This is a genomic window from Halobacillus sp. B23F22_5 (assembly GCF_043497085.1).
In the GTDB taxonomy this organism is placed as follows: Bacteria; Bacillota; Bacilli; order Bacillales; family Halobacillaceae; genus Thalassobacillus.
Genome location: NZ_JBIEKI010000006.1, coordinates 35153 through 53400 on the forward strand (window position 1 = coordinate 35153; position 18248 = coordinate 53400).

An 18248-nucleotide genomic window follows, 5' to 3' on the forward strand; every position below is an offset into this window, starting at 1 on the left:
GCCATTACGATATAACGGTCAAAATGAATCTGGCTTGAACATGGGGAGGGATTTCTGATGGAACATTTGGAAACAGATGAACGGGAAAGAATGTGGGAAAAAGTAAAAGAGGCTTTGCTGAACGACCAGATTGATACGTTCCGTGCCGAATTCCTGGAAATGCATCCATATGATCAAGCTAGTATTTTCGCGGATATGGAATCTGAAATTCGCATAAAAGTTTATATGTATTTATCCCCTGAGGAAATTTCAGAAGTGATGGAGCACATCGACTATGAAAATGTCGAGCCGTTTTTCTCCGAGATGGATCCGCGACTTGCATCTCAGGTCCTAGCGGATATGTCGACGGATGACGCGGTCGATATCCTCAATACTTTAGATAAAAACAAAGTGGCAAGCTTTTTGACGATTATGGATGATAACGATTCTGATGAAATCAAAGACTTGCTGCATTATGAGGAGAAGACAGCAGGGAGTATCATGACGACGGAGTTCGTTGTCGTCAAAGCGAACCAGACCGTCAGAGAAGCGATGCTGCATCTCCGCCGGGAAGCACCGGATGCCGAAACCATCTATTACACCTACGTCATAGATGAAGATAAACACTTAGTCGGCGTCATATCTTTAAGAGACTTGATCATCGCGGAAGATGAATGGCTGATATCAGAAGTGATGAACGAGCGGCTTGTGTCTGTAGCCGTTGGGGAAGACCAGGAAGAAATCGCACGCATGTTCCGTGACTATGATTTCCTTGCACTTCCTGTCATTGATTTTCAAAACCATCTCCTTGGAATTATCACTGTCGATGACGTCCTGGATGTCATGGAAGAGGAAGCAAGTGAGGATTATTCCAAACTCGCTGGTATCAGTGATGTCGACAGTCCTGATGACCATGCATTCGCTTCAGCTAAAAAGCGGCTCCCATGGCTGATCATCCTCTTGTTTTTAGGCAGTTTGACGGCCAGCTTGATCGGAAGGTTCGAGGATACGCTTGATGTCGTACCGATTTTGGCGATATTCATCCCGCTGATTGCCGGGATGGCAGGTAATACCGGAACACAGGCACTTGCTGTTGCTGTCCGCGGGATGGCGACAGGGGAAGTCGATAAACAAGGAAAAAGAAAGATTATCCTGAGAGAAGCAACGACCGGATTAATTACCGGTGCTTCCTGTGGAATTTTGATTACCATTATCATCTTTTTCTGGCAGCATGACATTTACCTCGGGATGCTGGTGGGACTATCGATTTTCGCCACCCTGGTCGTAGCTACATTGGCGGGCTCACTCGTTCCTTTAGTAATGGATCGTCTTAATATCGATCCGGCTGTTGCATCCGGTCCTTTTATCACTACCATTAATGATATCATCTCGATTCTTATTTATTTCGGGATGGCGACAGCATTTATGAACTTATTGACATAAATAGAAAGGGGGACGATTGAATGGAGCATGGCGCTTCCGTCACCTCATTAGTTATTGTAATTTTAGCAGCATTCCTTACACCGATTCTTATGCATCGATTCAAGTTGAGAGCCATTCCCGTGGTTGTGGCCGAAATCATCGTCGGTCTGATCATCGGGAAAAGCGGCTTCGATATCGTTAATGAATCAGGAAGCTGGATAGAAATCCTCTCGACGCTAGGGTTCATTTTTCTTATGTTCCTTAGTGGTCTGGAAATCGATTTTTCGATTTTCGGTAAGAAGAAGAAAGCCAAGCAACCGGAAAATAAAGGCGTCGAGCCACCGAATCCGCTTTGGATTTCGTTGATGGTATTTGCAGCTATCTTCGTCCTTTCCCTTGGTTTGTCTTATCTATTCGTTTTATTCGGGTTTATTGAAAACCTGTTCCTGATGACATTGATCATTTCTACCATTTCCCTTGGGGTAGTGGTGCCAACTTTGAAAGATGCCCAAATGATGAAATCGACGATCGGTCAGACGATTCTGATGATTGCGGTCATTGCGGATTTGGCGACGATGATTTTACTTGCTGTATTCGTTTCTATTTATGGAGAAGGCGAAGGGAACATGTGGCTGTTGCTCGTTCTCTTTGGAGTTGGTGTCCTGCTTTACTTCGTCGGAAAATATTATCGTCATCAATCCTTCATGGAAACGATGACCAAAGGGACGATCCAAATCGACACCCGGGCGGTTTTTACATTGATCATTCTGCTCGTGGCTATTTCAGAAACGGTCGGCGCAGAAAACATTCTCGGCGCTTTCCTTGCGGGGACACTTGTTTCCCTTTTATCTCCTAACCCTGAGCTCGTGAAACGGATGGATAGCTTCGGTTATGGGTTCCTGATTCCGATTTTCTTCGTTATGGTCGGGGTTGAAATCGATATATGGGAGTTGTTCAGCAATCGGCAAGTGGTTCTGTTAATTCCTTTATTATTGATTGCCTTGTTCCTATCCAAGATGGTTCCAGCTTTGATTTTGCGTAAATGGTATGACTGGAAAACCGTGGTCGGATCCGGCTTTTTGCTGACTTCCACCTTATCGCTGGTCATTGCGGCCGCAACCATCGGAGAGCGGGAAGGCATGATCGACAAGCAGATGGAAGGGGCGCTGATTTTGGTTGCCGTTCTGACTTGTCTGATTACACCGATCGCGTTTAAGAAAATTTACGGACGTTTTGAGGAAGAAAATCATAGACAAACGGTTTCTTTCATTGGCTCCAACCGCCAGACGTTACCAGTCGTTCGTGAACTGGATGAAAATTTATATGAAACTCACCTGTATCACACCAAGGTTGATAAAGTGGATGAAAATATCAGCCGCTCCTGCTTCGATATCCAGGAGCTTACGGATTACGATCTGGAGAGTATGAAAGAATTAGGCGTCTTCGATGTCGACATTCTCGTGGCATCCACCGGCGATCAGGTGAAAAACGCTGAAATCGCCAAGTTCGCCAAAAATAACGGCGTGGAACGGGTTATCGCCCGTGCCGAATCTCCAGAGCTCGATCAGGAGCTTAAAAATATTGGAGTCGAAGTCTTCTCCGTCATGCTATCCACCAAAGCGCTGCTGAAAGCGATGATCGTAGCGCCGGACGTGGTAGAAATACTGACGGATCAAGACAGTGCATTGTTCCAGATCAACATGAACAATCCCTTGTATGATCGGATACGCTTGCGTGAATTTCCATTCACCGGCGACGTCATCATGGTTCGTATTTTCCGGGGTGAGGATTCGATTGTGCCGCACGGGGATACGGAACTGCGGATGTTCGATCACTTGATCGTAACCGGCTCGCCGGAGTATGTGGAGGAACTGAAGATGCAGCTTGAATATTGTGAATGGTGTTAAACTATTTGAGGCAGTTAAAATAGTAAAGCGTAGCGCGTAAGATAATCCACCTGGGCAAATGTTCCAGGTGGATTTTTTGTTCAGCTGCAAAAGTGGCATGATTTAGCTTGTCAGCTATTCACGGCAAGATACTGTTATGCTAAGCTGTTATTATCATAATTTACCAAATAGTGGGTGACTTCTGTAAAACAACCATTTTCATGCAATTGTGGGAGGGGGAGTATATGGCTAAGGGGAAACCGGTAAAAATCGATAGAGTGATGTGGGCGGTAATACTTGGAATCGTCATCAGTACCTTAGTGATTTTTTATTTCGAAGATAAAGCATTGGAAGCATCTGTCTATGAGGATATCGAGGAAAGAGTTGGCCATAAGGATTTCAGCATTGACTTTATCGAAAGAATGCAGCAGGGGGATTTCTTTAAGAACTATGTGCTTGTCGATTATTACAATGAACGGGATGATGCGAAAATCAGGGGCTGGTATATTTGGGAAGACGATACACTGGTACATAAAAATACTTATAAGATGAAAGAAAAATGATTAAACTTTCCGGAGAGAAGTCCAGGTGTAACATAAGAGAAAGGAAATGTGGCTATGGAGATTTTACTACTGATTGTACTAATGGTTTCTGGGTTTTCGATCGAGTCACATCTAAGGAAAACCGTACGACAAAATGAAGAAATCATAAGAATACTAGAAGATATAAACGTAAACAATCGTAACTAATAGGCTTTGTTTAATTTTAGTATTTCATTTACAGATAAGCTCCCTTAACTTGAATAATCAGTTCCGAGACTTTTTCTTGGTGTAGCCTGATAAGTAACTAATATATTTCTTCAGCTAAACTCACGTCATTATTTGTATTTATAAATGGTTTCCGCTAAAATAGTAGCAGGTACTAATAACAAACCATAATACTTATAAAAAATCACCTCAAGGAGGTTAATGGTATGAATTTTTCTTTAGAAGGCCGTACATACGTCGTCATGGGCGTAGCGAACAAACGAAGCATTGCGTGGGGAATTGCCCGCTCCCTTCATGAAGCAGGGGCACGTCTAATTTTTACCTATGCGAATGAACGCTTTGAAAAGCCGGTCAGAGATCTTGGTGAATCGCTGGAAGGGCAGGATGCTTTATTCTATGAATGTGACGTAACTGATGATGAAGCGATCAAAAAGACATTTGCGGACATCAAAAATGATGTTGGCACAATCCATGGTCTGGCGCACTGCATCGCGTTTGCCAACCGGGACGAGCTGAACGGTGAGTACATGAATGTCACACGTGATGGTTTCAAACTGGCGCACGATATCAGCGCGTATTCGTTGACTGCCGTAGCGAAAGAAGCTTACCCGCTTATGACCGAAGGCGGAGGTATCGTAACCATGACATATTTAGGCGGCGAAAAAGTCGTTAATAATTACAATGTCATGGGTGTTGCAAAGGCTAGCCTGGATGCGAGCATGCGCTACCTGGCTAATGACCTTGGGAAGCACGGTATCCGTGTCAATGCCATTTCCGCTGGTCCAATCCGTACGGTATCTGCAAAAGGTGTCGGCAGCTTCAATACGATCCTGAAAGAAATCGAAGAGCGCGCGCCGCTCCGCCGTCCTGTTTCCCAGGAAGAAGTCGGCGATACAGCTTACTACCTATTGAGTGATCTATCCCGCGGGGTGACTGGGGAAATCATCCACGTCGATTCCGGTTTCAACATCATCGGATTCTAAAAAAATAACTGTTCAGAGAGCTTGAGGTGTGCGCGCCTCAAGCTTTTTTTATTGATAAGGGGCAGCTGTATTCTGTGTAATAATTTTTAATTTGGGAACGAAAAGGTTTCGAGCAACTTTTATAAAAAATCAAATAAAATAGATATTGAAATTTAATTCGATAGCACATTTCCTTAAATCTGGGCATATATATGAAAAGACGGAGAACAGGCTAAGGAGGGAGCACATCTATGGGCAAGCAGAGTAAGCTTGAACAACGCCCGATGCTTTATATTGCACAGCCGGATTTCGCCCCCAGCAAGGCTTCGATGCAGACGACTTATCATGGTAAAAAAACAGCCAAGGAACAAGAAAAAGGAAAAACCGCACCAGAACCCGAGGGGAAGCAGTCCCGTGAACAAGTGGAAGAAAAACCTGCCCGCAAGAAGCAGAGGGTTGAACATCAACAGCCGGAGGCCGAACAGAAAACCAAAAAACAGTCCCAGGCAGGATCTGCCAGAGACCGTAGACAGCGATTCCGTGATATGACTTTAGAAGAAAAGGTTACGTATTTTGTAAATCTTCCGTCCCAGATTCCAAAAATGAAGTGTGAAGTGGACACGGAAGAGGAAAAACTGCGTGGATATATCAACGATTATCAAGATGGTATCGTCTATATGAAAACATTCCAGCGCCCGTTCCGGAAAGAAATCAATTTTGAAGAAATTAAAGAAATTAACTTGATCGGTTTTTAAACCGTACAAACAGAAAAAGTCGCGCCCATGTTGGACGCGACTTTTTTTAGGTGTTACGAGAATGCATCGATTGCTGGAAGACAAGTGACGTGGCAGAAGCAGTCTAGATCGACACTGATGCAGATGCCTGTTGTGCGAAGGTTACCTGTTTTTTGATCGACTGGATCTTTAGGATTGTCATCGTTGTCGCCTGGGTCACGCAAAAGTTCAAGCGTTGCGCAGCAATCTTTATCAACATCTTTGACACGGAAGTAGAAGCTTCCCATTACGTCACCGATGTCATTTCTTGGAGCTCCGAAGCCTTTGAATGGCTTACAGTTTCCTTTGCAGTATAGCAGTATCGGAACCGTATCTTTTCCTGTCGGAGCCATTTCTCCCAGTAATTCATTAATGGATTGTTCACAGCCGGTTTCACATTCCATTGATACGACGTCTTCTTGAGCGTCGAGGATCTCTCTTAGAATGTCACAAACGCAGTTGCCTGTGTCATGTTTTTTTCCACAGCCCATTATAATTCCCCTTTCGTCTGGTATTGACGTATTGTCTTTAATAGAATATGAACACTCGCCCTTATGGTGTGGGCATTCGTCGTGATTTTAGTGAATCACCTAAGAAATATCAGGGCGGGAAGCCCATACACATTCGTCACGCATTCATAGACTAATAACGAACAATAGAAGTAAAAGGAGAGAAAGGGCATGTGTGATAACTGCATGAATAAAAACTATATCAGAGCTGATGAAGTAGTCATCCAGGCTGATAAAGTCATTATCAAGTCAGATGACGACCGCCACCACCATGGCCGTCGTGGACGCGATAATCGCCGGGACGATGACCGGGTAGATCCATTCTTTGGCCGCAGACGCCGTCACGATGATATGGAAAGCAGCTCCCGTCGCCGGGACGATGACCGGGTGGACCCATTCTTCGGGCGCAGACGCCGACACGATGACATGGAAAGCAGCTCCCGTCGCCGGGATGATGATCGGGTGGATCCATTCTTCGGCCGCAGACGCCGTCACGATGACATGGAAAGCAGCTCCCGTCGCCGGGATGATGATCGGGTAGATCCATTCTTCGGGCGCAGACGCCGACACGATGATATGGAGAGCAGCTCCCATCGTCACTGATGATGACAGCCGTGGAGACAGAGGTCACTGCGGTGGCTCATCCTGGTTCTAAAAAAACCTCCCATCCAATACCATAGGATGGGGCTACATAAATCATCATCATGGAGGAGGCTGGCTGATTGGGGATTACATGGATGGAACTCGTTCTGTTGACACTTGCTTGTTTTCGATTGACCCGGCTGCTTGTAGACGATACAATCACGGACTGGCTTCGCGCGCCTTTTCATCATTATATAGAAGAGATCGATCAAGAGGGGAACGTGGAAACATTTATTGAAGTGAAAGGAACTGGTATCCAGGCATTTATCGGCGAATTACTCAGCTGCCATTGGTGTACTGGCATTTGGGCGAGCGGCATCCTATTAGCCGGCTGGGTATTCATCCCTTATTTTGACTGGGTGATATTGCTGCTTGGAATTGCCGGAGCGTCTGCTATTCTCCGCGTTTTCCTGGATAGATGAACTACACCTGTCTTTACTTTGCAGAATAAGCTATAGAAAAAAGGACTGATCATCATGGATAGAGAAAGACGAAAGCAAGTGAAGCGCACAAGGCCGAGGAAGCGGAAAGGTTGCGGATGCGGAAAGAAGGCGAGATCATGAACTTTCGCCATATGCGACGGATGATCGATGAAATCGATTATATGATCACATCAAAACCCAACTTGAAAAAGCCGGAAAAAACGATGGCGGAATTTGAACAAATGATGGTCTCGCTTGAGAAACTGTTAACAAAGCAAATGGGCGAGTTCGAGAAGCGGACAGAAACGAAAGCAGACCGTTTAAGAAAATTTTTCGAATAGCCCCCTCAAAAGAGAGCGTTTCCACGTATATATCTATTAAATAAAGGGTATGTATTCTGTAAGGAGGGGAGCTTCATGGGTTACATTCTGCCAGTACCGATGTATCAGTACGACGACTACCAAGAGCGAACCGTCAAGCAGAAAGAGTCACCTTTCCAATATGCCAATGTCCACAAAGTGACTTTGGACAACAGGCAGCTGCAAATGAGAAATACAGATAAGGTTGATAAAAAAGCATTCCATAAAAAGAAGAAACTGCATGCACCGGATGACATCCATGCAGCTTACTCAGAAAAAGTTTATTCCGATCTGACAGGAAAAGGACGACACTTCAGCGAAACTATTTAGTAGCTTCGTTGAAAGGGGTCGTTCTTTTTTTATGGAAATGAAACAGATTAACAGTCACTGCTACTATTTTCATAGCGCCGTCAATATCGGCTATGTCCACAATGGGGATGACGGCATGATCATCGATGCCGGTATCGATAAGTCAGCAATCAAAAAAGTGATCAAAGGTTTGAAGCAGCACGGGCTGCCTATCACTCATTTATTCATTACCCATGCTCATGCCGATCATTATGGGGGAGCGATGTATCTTCAGGACAATTTTGACGTCCGGACGATTGCTCCCAAATTCGAGACAGCTATTCTGGAAAATCCGTCACTAGAACCACTTTACTTATTCGGGGGCAATGACCCGCTCGATGAATTAAGGAATAAGTTTCTGGAAGGTCCACCCGTCCGGATTGATGACCAGGTATGGGAAGGAAGTTTTACATTCGGAACATTCGACTTGGAGACGTACTTGCTGCCTGGGCACAGCTATCATCAGCTGGCAGTGAAGGTATTTGATGTGTTATATGCGGCAGACAGCTATTTTGAAGCGGGCCAATTGGAAAAACACAAAATCCCGTATATTACGGATGCCGCTTTGACGATCGAAAGTCTGGAGCGTCTGAAAGAGATCCCGTGTGATGGTGCTGTGCCTGGTCATGGTATGTATGAAACTGAATTCAAAACAACTGTACAGAAAAATATCGATTATCATGTCGTTCTGCTTACGTGGCTAGAGAATTATATCGGGGAGCATCCAAATGGTGTCAGTCATGAAAACCTCATCGCTGCGATGTGTGATTCATTCGGGGTGGAAAATAAACAGCTGGGCCAGTGGCTGTTGTACAGGACGGCTGTCACTGCTTATTTGATTGGCGCTGTCAAAGAGGAAACGATTAGTTACGCCATCGAAGGAAACCGCTGGGTGTTCAAACAGACTGAAAAAGGAGAGGATTAGTATGGTAACACATACAAATCCTCTCCTTCTTTATATTCGGCATATAAAACTTTTGTGTAATCGGTGATTTCCTGCTGTTGCAGCTGGGTATACAGCCAGTGTTTATCGAACCCGGCTTCTTTCAGGTTATCCCATAGCACTTCGCCGTCGCTGATGAATGCCATCGGCAGCGGTGTCGCCTGTGGAGTGAGGTTCAAATCGCCACGGGTCGGTGTCTGATCCATTGATTTTTTCAACACAGAAATCGATCCATCGGTTTCAAGTACCGCATACTCGACTTCACGGAGTGAAAATACATCCTTGGAACGGAGCAAGTGCTGGAGCTGGTTGATATCAAGTTTGTTTTTTTTCAACTCTTCGCGGATGATCTTCCCTTTATGGATGACAATCGACGGCTGTCCTTCCAGAAACCCCCGTGTCGCTTTCACTTTTTCTGTCAAGATTTCTGTTACATACATCAGTACACCCCACACCAGCACGGCAAACGCAATCTGCCATACCCCGACCTCGGGATCATAGAGTGCGTTTCCTACAAGTTCACCGAGAATAATAGCTGAGATGAAGTCAAACGGGGTGAGCTGGGTGATCTGAGATTTTCCAAGTACCTTGGCCAAAACAAACAGGGCAGCGAACCCAAAAGAAGCTTCTAATAAAATACGTAAATAGTCCATTATCATCACGATCCTTCTATCTGCTGTTACCATTGTAGACAGAGATAGAAAGAGCTATACAAAAAACCTGGAAGATATTTCTCTTCCAGGTGGGATATCAGTCTAAGGTTTTAATCATGGTGACATGAGGAATGCCGGCGTCCATGAACTGACCGGAAATCGTTTCATAACCGAGGGATCGGTAGAAATCTTCCGCATGCGTCTGAGCATTCAATTTCGCCTGCTTCAAGCCTTCTTTTTGGATCCGTTTTTCCATCGCTTCGATCATCTGCCTGCCGAATGAGCGACCGCGGAATTCTTTCATCACACAAATACGCTCCAGCTTCCCGTTCTCCTCGACAAAACGAAGGCGGGCAGCGGCAATCGGCACGTTATTTTCATAGCCGATGAAATGGACAGCCAAATCATCATGCTCATCGAGCTCTAAGTCCTCCGGAACCTGCTGTTCTTCGATGAAGACCCTGCGGCGGACACCGAAGGCATCTTTCAGCTGTTGGTCGTTCTCTACCGTTTCAATCAGCATCGGATCACCCTTCACCGAGCACGAATGTTTCGTACACAGTCCAGGAGCCATTATCCAATTGGTAAAGCAGCTGGAAGCGGTCGACCGTCTCTTTCAAATCGAACCCTTTCATGCGAAGCGTGCCATAAACATCAGAATACTCGTCATCGGAAAGTTTCTGGGCAATCGTAATATGCGGAACATAAGAGTGTTCCCGCTCACCAGGGAGATGCTCGGCATAGAGCTTTTCGTTCAATCCCATGATGATATCCGTAGGCTCTACCTTCAAATAGATGGTATTTGTAATTGGTGTGAAAGAGCTGACTTTGTTGATTTCAATTTCGAATGGCTGCATTTCTTTCGCAATTTCCTTCAAATAAGGTACCATTTCTTTGATTTCATTATCTTCTGCTTCAAATGGTTCTTTTACCGTAATGTGTGGTGGAATCAATGCATAATGCGGGTCGTAACGTTTCCGATAGGAGTTTGCGACATCCTGTATTTTTTTTGGTGGAAAAATGGCGATACCATACTTCATTGGAAAAACCCTCCTATAAATAATAGTACTGTTATTATTCATGTTGAATGCAAAGTGAATTAGTCAGTTATTCAGGCTGTCATTATTATACCAAAATATTGCTTTTCCTTACATAGGCTTTACGGTCGGAACATTGTTACCAGGGCTCGCTCCATATCCTGCTGCCAATATTTCCATGTATGATCACCGTCAAGTTCATGGAAAAAGTAAGTGAGCGGCTTTTTATTCAATAGCTTTCTCAGTTCATAGTTCGGGGTAACAAAATCTTTGCGGTCCCCATCAGTCGTTGGCACATCCGTCTCTTCGCTTCCGATCGTATGATAAATAGCAAGCGAGGACATGTCCTTGCTGTTCTGGACTTTATCCATCACCTCATCGTTCACGAAAGGGGACTGCATGATGACATTCCCGAATGTGTTCGGATATTTGAGTGCCGTCATTAAAGCCACTGTTCCACCGAGCGAATCACCCATCAACGTTCTGCCGCTGCCCATATGATAACCCGGCAGTTCTTCATCCAGAAGCGGGACAACTTCATTAACAAGAAACTTGATATAAGCGGCCTGCTTTTCCCCGTTCGGATGATACTTATCCTGGCGGTCATATTTATCCTGATAATGGATCCCGACAAAAATCGTATCCGCGATCCGTTTGTCTTTATGCAGCTTATCGCTTAATGTCGCGACCCGCCCCATTTGAAAATAATCGTCACCATCCTGCATGATCGCGATATGATACTTATAAAGCGGAGAATAATTCTCCGGCAGAAATACTTTCAGTGTCAATGTTTCATCTAAATAGGAACTATTGATTTCAAAATCCTTGAACGTTCCATCACGTCCCAAAGCGAACACCTCCAAAAAACGACAACTTATCTATAAATGTAACACACCTATTTTATCATATCATTGTCAAAAAAGTAGGACAGCTCTGACGATTGTCATGTAATTGAAAACTCTTTCAGTTGGAACCCTAAGTGTGCCGGTCGCCAACATATCAGAGGTTCTCTGTAAATGATAAAAAATTGTCGATAAGTTATTGACACATTACTGAAATCATATTATATTAGTACTTGTCCAATTCAAAACAACTTTATCCCATGATTCCGTAGCTCAGCTGGGAGAGCGCCACCTTGACAGGGTGGAGGTCGTTGGTTCGAGCCCAATCGGAATCACTAAGTTCTAAAAGCCTCTGGCCGTTGATCCTGCAACGGTCAGGGGCTTTTTTATTATCTAGGAATTTATAAAAATTGATGGTTGAGGATAACGTTTTGCGGCGGGCTACATCCAGCTCCAGCGCCTACCCCCCTCGAGGTCTTAAGTCAATCCTCTCTGTGACAAAAAACGTCACGGCGAGGCTTGACTTAAGCTTGTCGGGTGTGAGCAAGGCACTTGCGCTTTTGTGCTTTGTTTTCAAAAATGATAGCTACAGAAGTAAGGAGATAAGCAGGGAAAGAAATGATTGACTAGCGTTTATCTAGAGTGGATTACTTAGATGAAAATTGGAATCCCTATAACAAATGTAGCAGTCGTTTTTTGATGAGTAGAAATGTGTTATTTCCCTATACTATGAAAATAAAGCCAGGAAGGGGGGATTTTATGAAAATTGCGTTAATGGGTGCTGGTTTGTCAGGACTCGCATGCGCCCTGACCTTGGAGAAGCATGGATATCAAGCGGATATTTTTGAAAGGCGAGCGATGGTTGGCGACCGCTTTGTCATTGCAGAAGCGATGTTTTTCATGTTTCACACCCCCTATGATGATGCAGTCAAGTACTTGTCTGAAAACCATGATATACACCTTAAGCCTACGACAAATATACAAAAGGTAAACATTTATTCTGAAAACGAACACTCTTTTATAGATGGACATTTAGGGTTTACAAATATGCGGGGGAAGCATCTAGAATCCTATGAAAAACAGCTTGCCCACCAATTAAAAGGAACCATCCATTTCAATCAGGATGTTTCCTATAAAGATATCTCCAAAGAGTATACCCATGTGGTTCTCGCTACAGGAGACGCGTTGGATACACAAAAACTGCAGCCATTCGACGTGGCATATAAAGCCAGTTTTAAAGGGGCTGTGATTGAAGGGGATTTTACTCAGACGGAAGTGCATACTTTTTTCAATAATGATTTTGCTCCTAAAGGAATGGCATATGTTCTTCCGCATTCCGACACGGAAGCAACCCTTGTGTTAGTATATCCGCAATACCCTGAGAATGAGTCTTTAGATAAAGAAGAGCTATGGAAAAAGTTTTTCGAAGAATGTTCCAGGAGACTGGATCAGGATTTTAAAATTCTTAACGAATATTCCATTAAGGATTATCGAATTGGTAAAATTGAAACTCCCAGAATAGGAAATACATTTTTTATAGGAAACTGTTTCGGTGCTATTACACCATTGTTTGGTTTCGGTCAATTTGAATCAATGCTGACTGGAATTTATGCGGCCCACGATATTGTGGGGATGGGGGAATATGAGAAGCTCGTCAAACCATTATCCAAAAGCTATCACGATTCTCTTACACTACGCCGGAACTTAGAAAAACTGGATAACAAAAAGCTTGATCTATTAACGAAATCAATGAGTAATGAATTAGTGGAAAGCTTTATTACCAGTAAAAAAATCAATGCAATGAAAATATTGAGCAAAATCCTTCATCCATACCCTCGCAAGACATAGAGACCTGTGTCTTGCGGGGATTTTTTTATTCCAATTCCGCTCTCAATCCAAATAAGAAAACCCATAATTAATGAAGTTGTTGATCATGAAAGCCATTTCCTTCGGAGACTGATCCATGTCATTCGCTATCCAGTCTTTGATCACATGAATCGCTCCACTGATAACGAAGGTACTTAAGTAGTTCACTTCTTCCTGCCCCAAATGATTGTCGCTCATCCAATTATTAATCATGAACCCGCGGGTCAATTCCATCATTCTTTTCTCGAAAGTAGGAGCTGCATCTTTTTTCAGCAAAGTTTGAAACATGAATTTGTTTTCGATGACATATTCTAGTATTTTCTGAGTCATCTGGATGGACTCTTCTTCAGCGGGGTAATTGTAGCTATGCAGGTATTCGTTCATATCCTCGGTTATTTCTTCTTCAATTTTACTCAACAAGTCATACTGATCGTTATAGTGGGTGTAGAAAGTCGAGCGGTTGATATCGGCAAGCTCGCAGATTTCTTTTACCGTTATTTCGGAAATCGGTTTTTGGGCAAGCAGAGTAATCAGGCTTTCCTTCAATACTTTCCGTGTATATTTCTTACGACGGTCCAGTTTTTCACTCACGGCACAAACCCTCCTTTTGTTAAATTTTTGTGACAATCCAACACATACATAGTGGAATGTTGGGAAACTGACGCAATTTGTAAAACTGTTTGTTGAAAATCCAACACAGTGTCAATACAATATTAGAATGTGTGAAAGGGATTTGCAAGAGAGGATGAAGCCTTATCGACTGGACATCACGAATGATTAAACATAAAAAAAGCATTGTCATTATATTTATACTTCTTACCTTGATTAGCGCAGTGGCGCAATTTGCCGTATCGGTCAATTACAATATGGCGGATTATCTGCCGGACGATTCTCCATCGATGCAAGCAGTGGATTTGATGGAAGAAGAGTTTGATGAGCCCATCGCCAATGCGCGCGTGATGGTAAAGGACGTCTCGGTAACCGAGGCGCTGGAATATAAACAAGAACTCGAAGCGATCGATGGGGTCAGCGGGGTAACCTGGCTGGATGACGTCGTCGATTTGAAAGAGCCTCTCGAAATGGCCAATGAGGATACCATTGAAACGTATTATAAAAATAAAAGCGCATTGATTTCGTTGAATATTCGTGAAGGCGATGAAGTTGAAGTAACGAATAAGATTTATGATTTGATCGGGGAAGAAAATGCGATTACCGGCGAAGCGGTGACCACGGCCACCTCCCAGCAAATGGCTGGCAGTGAGTCATTGAACGCGGCAGCCTTACTCGTTCCAATCATTATTATAATTTTGGTGTTATCCACGAATTCATGGATGGAACCGGTGTTCTTTCTCATTGCCATCGGGGTTTCTATCGTCATTAACCTGGGGACGAATATTTTTATTGGTGAAATTTCGTTCATTACCCAGTCGGTAGCACCGATCCTGCAGCTGGCGGTATCGCTGGATTATGCGATATTTCTGTTGCATAGCTTTGCTGACTACCGAAAGGATGTGCAAGATCCGGCTAAAGCGATGAGACTTGCGATGAAGCGGTCATTCCCGGCCATTGTCGCCAGTGCGTCGACGACATTCTTCGGCTTTATGGCCCTGACGTTCATGGAATTTGGCATCGGGGCGGATCTTGGTCTCAACCTGGTAAAAGGGATTCTGCTCAGTTTCATCAGTGTCATGGTATTTTTACCTGCGTTGACGTTGATGCTTTATCACTGGATTGACCGTACCAAGCACCGCCAGTTCGTGCCGGATTTCAGGAATATCGGAAAATACGTCATGAAATTCAGAATACCAAGCTTGATATTGGTACTGCTTTTGATCGTACCTGCTTTTTTAGCACAAAGTAACACGACTTTCCTATATGGAACGGGCGAACAGCCCGACAATACACGGGCAGGACAGGATGCGAATGCGATTGAGGAAGAGTTCGGGAAGAACGTTCCGGTGGTGCTGTTGGTGCCACAAGGGGACAGGGGAAAAGAGGAAAACCTCGTCCAGCAGTTAGAGGAGCTTCCGAATGTCTCCAGTGTTATTTCTTATGTGAATATGGTCAGCTCGGCGATCCCACCGGAGTATTTAGAAGAGTCGATGACAGAGCAATTTTATTCCGGCGATTACGCGCGGATCACACTTTATACGGAAACGGATTCGGAAGGGGAAGAAGCATTTTCCCTGATTGAACAGGTAAAAGAAACAGCTGATTCCTATTACGATGAAACGCATCTGCTCGGTGAGAGTGTGACCTTGTATGATATGAAACATACGGTGCAAAAAGATAACAAATTAGTCAATTTACTGACGGTCATCACCATTGCGATTGTGCTCTTGATAACATTCCGTTCGATATCAATTCCGGTCGTTCTGCTTCTAACCATCCAGACATCGGTATGGATCAACCTGGCAGTACCGTATTTTACAGAAACGCCGCTTGTCTATGTCGGCTATCTGCTGATCAGCACGATCCAGCTGGCAGCAACGGTCGACTATGGAATTTTATTTACGGAAAATTACTATACTTTACGAAAAGAGATGCCCGCTATGCAGGCAATCAAGAAAACGATTGATGAGAAGATTTTTGCTATTTTTATCTCAGCTTCGATCTTATCGAGTGTCGGGTTCATCCTAGGAGCTACATCATCCAACCCGATCGTATCGGCAATCGGTCTTTTATTAGGCCGTGGGGCATTGCTGGCATTCCTGATGGTTGTTTTCGTCCTGCCGGCATTACTGGTGGTCTTCGACAAGGTGATCGAAAAAACTACGTGGAAAGCAAACTTTTATAAGGAGAGAGGATAATGAGACTGAAACGTATAACTGCGATATTCATGTCAACAATGCTTGTGCTGCCGACGTTTCTTGTGTCCGCGGAGGCCGATGACGGATCATCATCCGAAAAGAAGGCTCCCAAAGGGAAAGGATCTTACTCTGAAAAAAATGAAGTCGTCTACGCGACACTCGATGGCTCCGGCGATCCGAAAGATATGTATGTCGTCAACAATTTTACGATCAAGGAACAGGGTGAAATTATTGATCATGGACCATACAGCAGTGTAGAGAACCTTACCGATCTGACGGATATCGAAAAAAATGACAACAACATCGCATTCACGGCAAAAGAAGATGAGTTTTATTATCAAGGTAACTTGGAAGGTAAGCCATTGCCGTGGGATATCAATGTTTCTTATAAATTAGACGGGAAGAAAATGGCCCCGGAAGAGTTGGCAGGAAAAGATGGCGATCTGGAAATTCAAATAGATACAGCTAAAAACGAAAAAGGCGAGGAAAGCTTTTTCAAGAATTATCTCCTGCAAATCACCTTGAAATTTGATTCGGCTAAGTATAAAAACATCCAGGCAGAAGATGCCACTGTGGCAAGCGCCGGAAAGACCCGGCAAGTGACATTCACGGCGATGCCGGAAAAAGAAGAGAGTTTCAAAGTAAGTGCGCTCGTATCGGATATGGAAATGGAGGCCATCGAAATCGCGGCCATGCCATCCTCGATGCCGATTGAAAAGCCGGACACCGGTGATATGAAAAAGGACATGAAATCATTGTCTGATGCCACCGCTGAAATTAATCGCGGTGTCGGAGAACTGGAAAATGGGATTGCGGAACTGAATGATGGCGTTGCACGCCTGTATGATGGTTCAGCTCAGTATAAAAATGGCATCATCGAGCTGAATAACGGCTCGACCGAATTAGTAGATGGTTCTGCCTCCATTAAGGCAGCACTGCAAAAAATGAGCGAGTCCGTCAGCGCTGGCTCCGGTGATATGGACATGAGCCAGTTCAAACAGCTTGAAGATGGCCTGCGTCAAATTGCCGGCGGGTTGAACGAGACAGAGGCCGGGCTTACGAATTTGAAAAATAATTACAGCAAAGCCTATCAGGCACTGGATCAGTCCATCCAATCAATTCCAGCTCAGAATGTTTCCGTAGAGGAAATCCAGGCCCTGTATGAGAGTGGCGCCGATAAAGCAGTCGTCGACAAACTGGTAGCCAACTATAAAGCGGCGCAAACTACGAAACAAACGTATGCGAGTACCAAAGAAGCATTCGCAGCTGTCGAGCCGACTTTAGGAAAAGTATCCGGTTCCTTGAATGAAATGAGCGGGAGTCTGAGTACGATGGCGGACAACGTGGCAAACAGCATGGAAAGTAATGATTTCAATGAATCTATGAAACAATTACAGGAAGGACTGCAGTCGCTGTCGTCCAATTATAATAGCTTCCATTCCGGGCTGACGGAATATACCGGCGGCGTAAAGCAATTAGCAGGTTCCTATGAGGAAGTTCACGGCGGTATCGAATCCTTGACCAACGGTACGGATGAACTGGAAAATGGTGCCGGGGAACTTCATAATGGTACAGCAGAGTTAGCGCAACAGACGGCTGACCTTCCTGATCAGTTGCAAAAAGAAATCGATGAAATGATCAATCAATACGACAAATCCGATTTCGACCCGGTTTCCTTCGTTTCCTCTAAAAATGAAAAAGTAGACACGGTACAATTCGTAATCAAAACGGAAAGCATCAAGAAAGAAGAAGAAGAAAAAGAAGAGCCGAAGCAGGAAGAAGATAAAAGCTTCTGGGACCGCTTCCTGGGCTTGTTCAACTAACAACAAAAACTTCTCCCATTGTGGAAATGGGGGAAGTTTTTTTGCTTGAAGGGGGGAGCAGACAGAATTGTCTAGTATAAGGAGTTGGTGTCTAGTAAAAGGTAAAGTATGTCTAGTAAGTTTTCCATTTTGTCTAGTAATCCTTCAAAAATGTCCAGTAAACATACCGTATTTTCTAGTAAAGAAGGGATTTTGTATAGTATAG

19 protein-coding genes and 1 tRNA gene are annotated in these 18248 nt (G+C 44.2%); 14 read left to right on the forward strand and 6 right to left on the reverse strand.

Going from position 1 to position 18248, the window contains the following annotated elements:
- Window positions 1-57: 57 nt before the first annotated feature.
- The 5 genes from mgtE to ACGTN9_RS10470 all read left to right on the forward strand — a co-directional run bounded on the left by mgtE (window position 58) and on the right by ACGTN9_RS10470 (window position 5771).
- Entirely contained in the window at window positions 58-1422 is a 1365-nt protein-coding gene (mgtE, locus tag ACGTN9_RS10450; RefSeq protein WP_499592523.1) for a magnesium transporter, read from the forward strand.
- Window positions 1423-1442: 20 nt separating this feature from the next.
- Window positions 1443-3308 (forward strand): monovalent cation:proton antiporter family protein, encoded by a 1866-nt coding sequence (locus ACGTN9_RS10455; protein WP_499592524.1) that lies wholly within the window; start codon window positions 1443-1445, stop codon window positions 3306-3308.
- 224 nt (window positions 3309-3532) lie between these two features.
- Complete coding sequence (locus tag ACGTN9_RS10460) at window positions 3533-3850, forward strand: hypothetical protein (RefSeq protein ID WP_499592526.1); 318 nt, start codon at window positions 3533-3535, stop codon at window positions 3848-3850.
- A gap of 410 nt (window positions 3851-4260) precedes the next feature.
- Complete coding sequence (gene fabI, locus ACGTN9_RS10465; RefSeq protein WP_028782081.1) at window positions 4261-5037, forward strand: enoyl-ACP reductase FabI; 777 nt, start codon at window positions 4261-4263, stop codon at window positions 5035-5037.
- Window positions 5038-5267: 230 nt separating this feature from the next.
- Entirely contained in the window at window positions 5268-5771 is a 504-nt protein-coding gene (locus ACGTN9_RS10470) for a CotO family spore coat protein (protein WP_499592528.1), read from the forward strand.
- Between the two features lie 53 nt (window positions 5772-5824).
- Here ACGTN9_RS10470 and ACGTN9_RS10475 read toward each other — a convergent pair whose 3' ends face one another.
- Window positions 5825-6280, reverse strand: a complete 456-nt coding sequence (locus tag ACGTN9_RS10475) for a CotY/CotZ family spore coat protein (protein WP_499592530.1) — start codon at window positions 6278-6280, stop codon at window positions 5825-5827.
- A gap of 204 nt (window positions 6281-6484) precedes the next feature.
- On the opposite strand from ACGTN9_RS10475, the gene ACGTN9_RS10480 reads away from it, so the two are divergent.
- The 5 genes from ACGTN9_RS10480 (at window position 6485) to ACGTN9_RS10500 (ending at window position 8994) form a co-directional block, all read left to right on the forward strand.
- Window positions 6485-6901, forward strand: a complete 417-nt coding sequence (locus ACGTN9_RS10480; protein WP_499592531.1) for a hypothetical protein — start codon at window positions 6485-6487, stop codon at window positions 6899-6901.
- 119 nt (window positions 6902-7020) lie between these two features.
- On the forward strand, window positions 7021-7362 hold the full coding sequence (locus ACGTN9_RS10485) for a DUF1360 domain-containing protein (protein ID WP_499592533.1): 342 nt from the start codon (window positions 7021-7023) through the stop codon (window positions 7360-7362).
- A gap of 137 nt (window positions 7363-7499) precedes the next feature.
- A complete protein-coding gene (locus ACGTN9_RS10490; protein WP_499592535.1) occupies window positions 7500-7703 on the forward strand; it encodes a hypothetical protein in 204 nt (67 codons plus the stop codon).
- A gap of 75 nt (window positions 7704-7778) precedes the next feature.
- On the forward strand, window positions 7779-8051 hold the full coding sequence (locus tag ACGTN9_RS10495; RefSeq protein WP_499592537.1) for a hypothetical protein: 273 nt from the start codon (window positions 7779-7781) through the stop codon (window positions 8049-8051).
- 37 nt (window positions 8052-8088) lie between these two features.
- A complete protein-coding gene (locus ACGTN9_RS10500) occupies window positions 8089-8994 on the forward strand; it encodes an MBL fold metallo-hydrolase (protein ID WP_499592538.1) in 906 nt (301 codons plus the stop codon).
- On the opposite strand, the gene ACGTN9_RS10505 is transcribed toward ACGTN9_RS10500, so the two are convergent.
- The 4 genes from ACGTN9_RS10505 to ACGTN9_RS10520 form a co-directional block, all read right to left on the reverse strand.
- Window positions 8991-9665 carry a DUF421 domain-containing protein gene (locus ACGTN9_RS10505; RefSeq protein WP_499592751.1) on the reverse strand — a complete coding sequence of 225 codons (675 nt, stop codon included), beginning with the start codon at window positions 9663-9665 and terminating at the stop codon, window positions 8991-8993. The two genes, ACGTN9_RS10500 and ACGTN9_RS10505, sit on opposite strands and share 4 nt — an antisense overlap.
- Window positions 9666-9762: 97 nt before the next feature.
- Window positions 9763-10188, reverse strand: coding sequence for a GNAT family N-acetyltransferase (locus tag ACGTN9_RS10510; protein ID WP_499592540.1), 426 nt, complete (start codon window positions 10186-10188; stop codon window positions 9763-9765).
- Window positions 10189-10192: 4 nt separating this feature from the next.
- A complete protein-coding gene (locus tag ACGTN9_RS10515) occupies window positions 10193-10705 on the reverse strand; it encodes a YjcG family protein (RefSeq protein WP_499592542.1) in 513 nt (170 codons plus the stop codon).
- 119 nt (window positions 10706-10824) lie between these two features.
- Window positions 10825-11550, reverse strand: coding sequence for an alpha/beta hydrolase (locus ACGTN9_RS10520; protein WP_499592543.1), 726 nt, complete (start codon window positions 11548-11550; stop codon window positions 10825-10827).
- 256 nt (window positions 11551-11806) lie between these two features.
- On the opposite strand from ACGTN9_RS10520, the gene ACGTN9_RS10525 reads away from it, so the two are divergent.
- Together ACGTN9_RS10525 and ACGTN9_RS10530 are read left to right on the forward strand one after the other, a co-directional pair.
- Window positions 11807-11879 (forward strand) — tRNA-Val (locus ACGTN9_RS10525).
- Between the two features lie 424 nt (window positions 11880-12303).
- Window positions 12304-13392, forward strand: a complete 1089-nt coding sequence (locus tag ACGTN9_RS10530; RefSeq protein ID WP_499592545.1) for an NAD(P)/FAD-dependent oxidoreductase — start codon at window positions 12304-12306, stop codon at window positions 13390-13392.
- A gap of 42 nt (window positions 13393-13434) precedes the next feature.
- On the opposite strand, the gene ACGTN9_RS10535 is transcribed toward ACGTN9_RS10530, so the two are convergent.
- The gene (locus ACGTN9_RS10535; protein WP_499592547.1) at window positions 13435-14001 is read right to left on the reverse strand and encodes a TetR/AcrR family transcriptional regulator; all 567 of its coding nucleotides are present in this window, start codon (window positions 13999-14001) and stop codon (window positions 13435-13437) included.
- A 182-nt stretch (window positions 14002-14183) separates the two neighbouring features.
- On the opposite strand from ACGTN9_RS10535, the gene ACGTN9_RS10540 reads away from it, so the two are divergent.
- Together ACGTN9_RS10540 and ACGTN9_RS10545 are read left to right on the forward strand one after the other, a co-directional pair.
- The gene (locus tag ACGTN9_RS10540; RefSeq protein WP_499592548.1) at window positions 14184-16220 is read left to right on the forward strand and encodes an efflux RND transporter permease subunit; all 2037 of its coding nucleotides are present in this window, start codon (window positions 14184-14186) and stop codon (window positions 16218-16220) included.
- Window positions 16220-18043, forward strand: coding sequence for a YhgE/Pip domain-containing protein (locus tag ACGTN9_RS10545; RefSeq protein ID WP_499592550.1), 1824 nt, complete (start codon window positions 16220-16222; stop codon window positions 18041-18043). Before ACGTN9_RS10540 ends, ACGTN9_RS10545 begins: the two co-directional genes overlap by 1 nt.
- The last annotated feature ends 205 nt before the right edge of the window (window positions 18044-18248 follow it).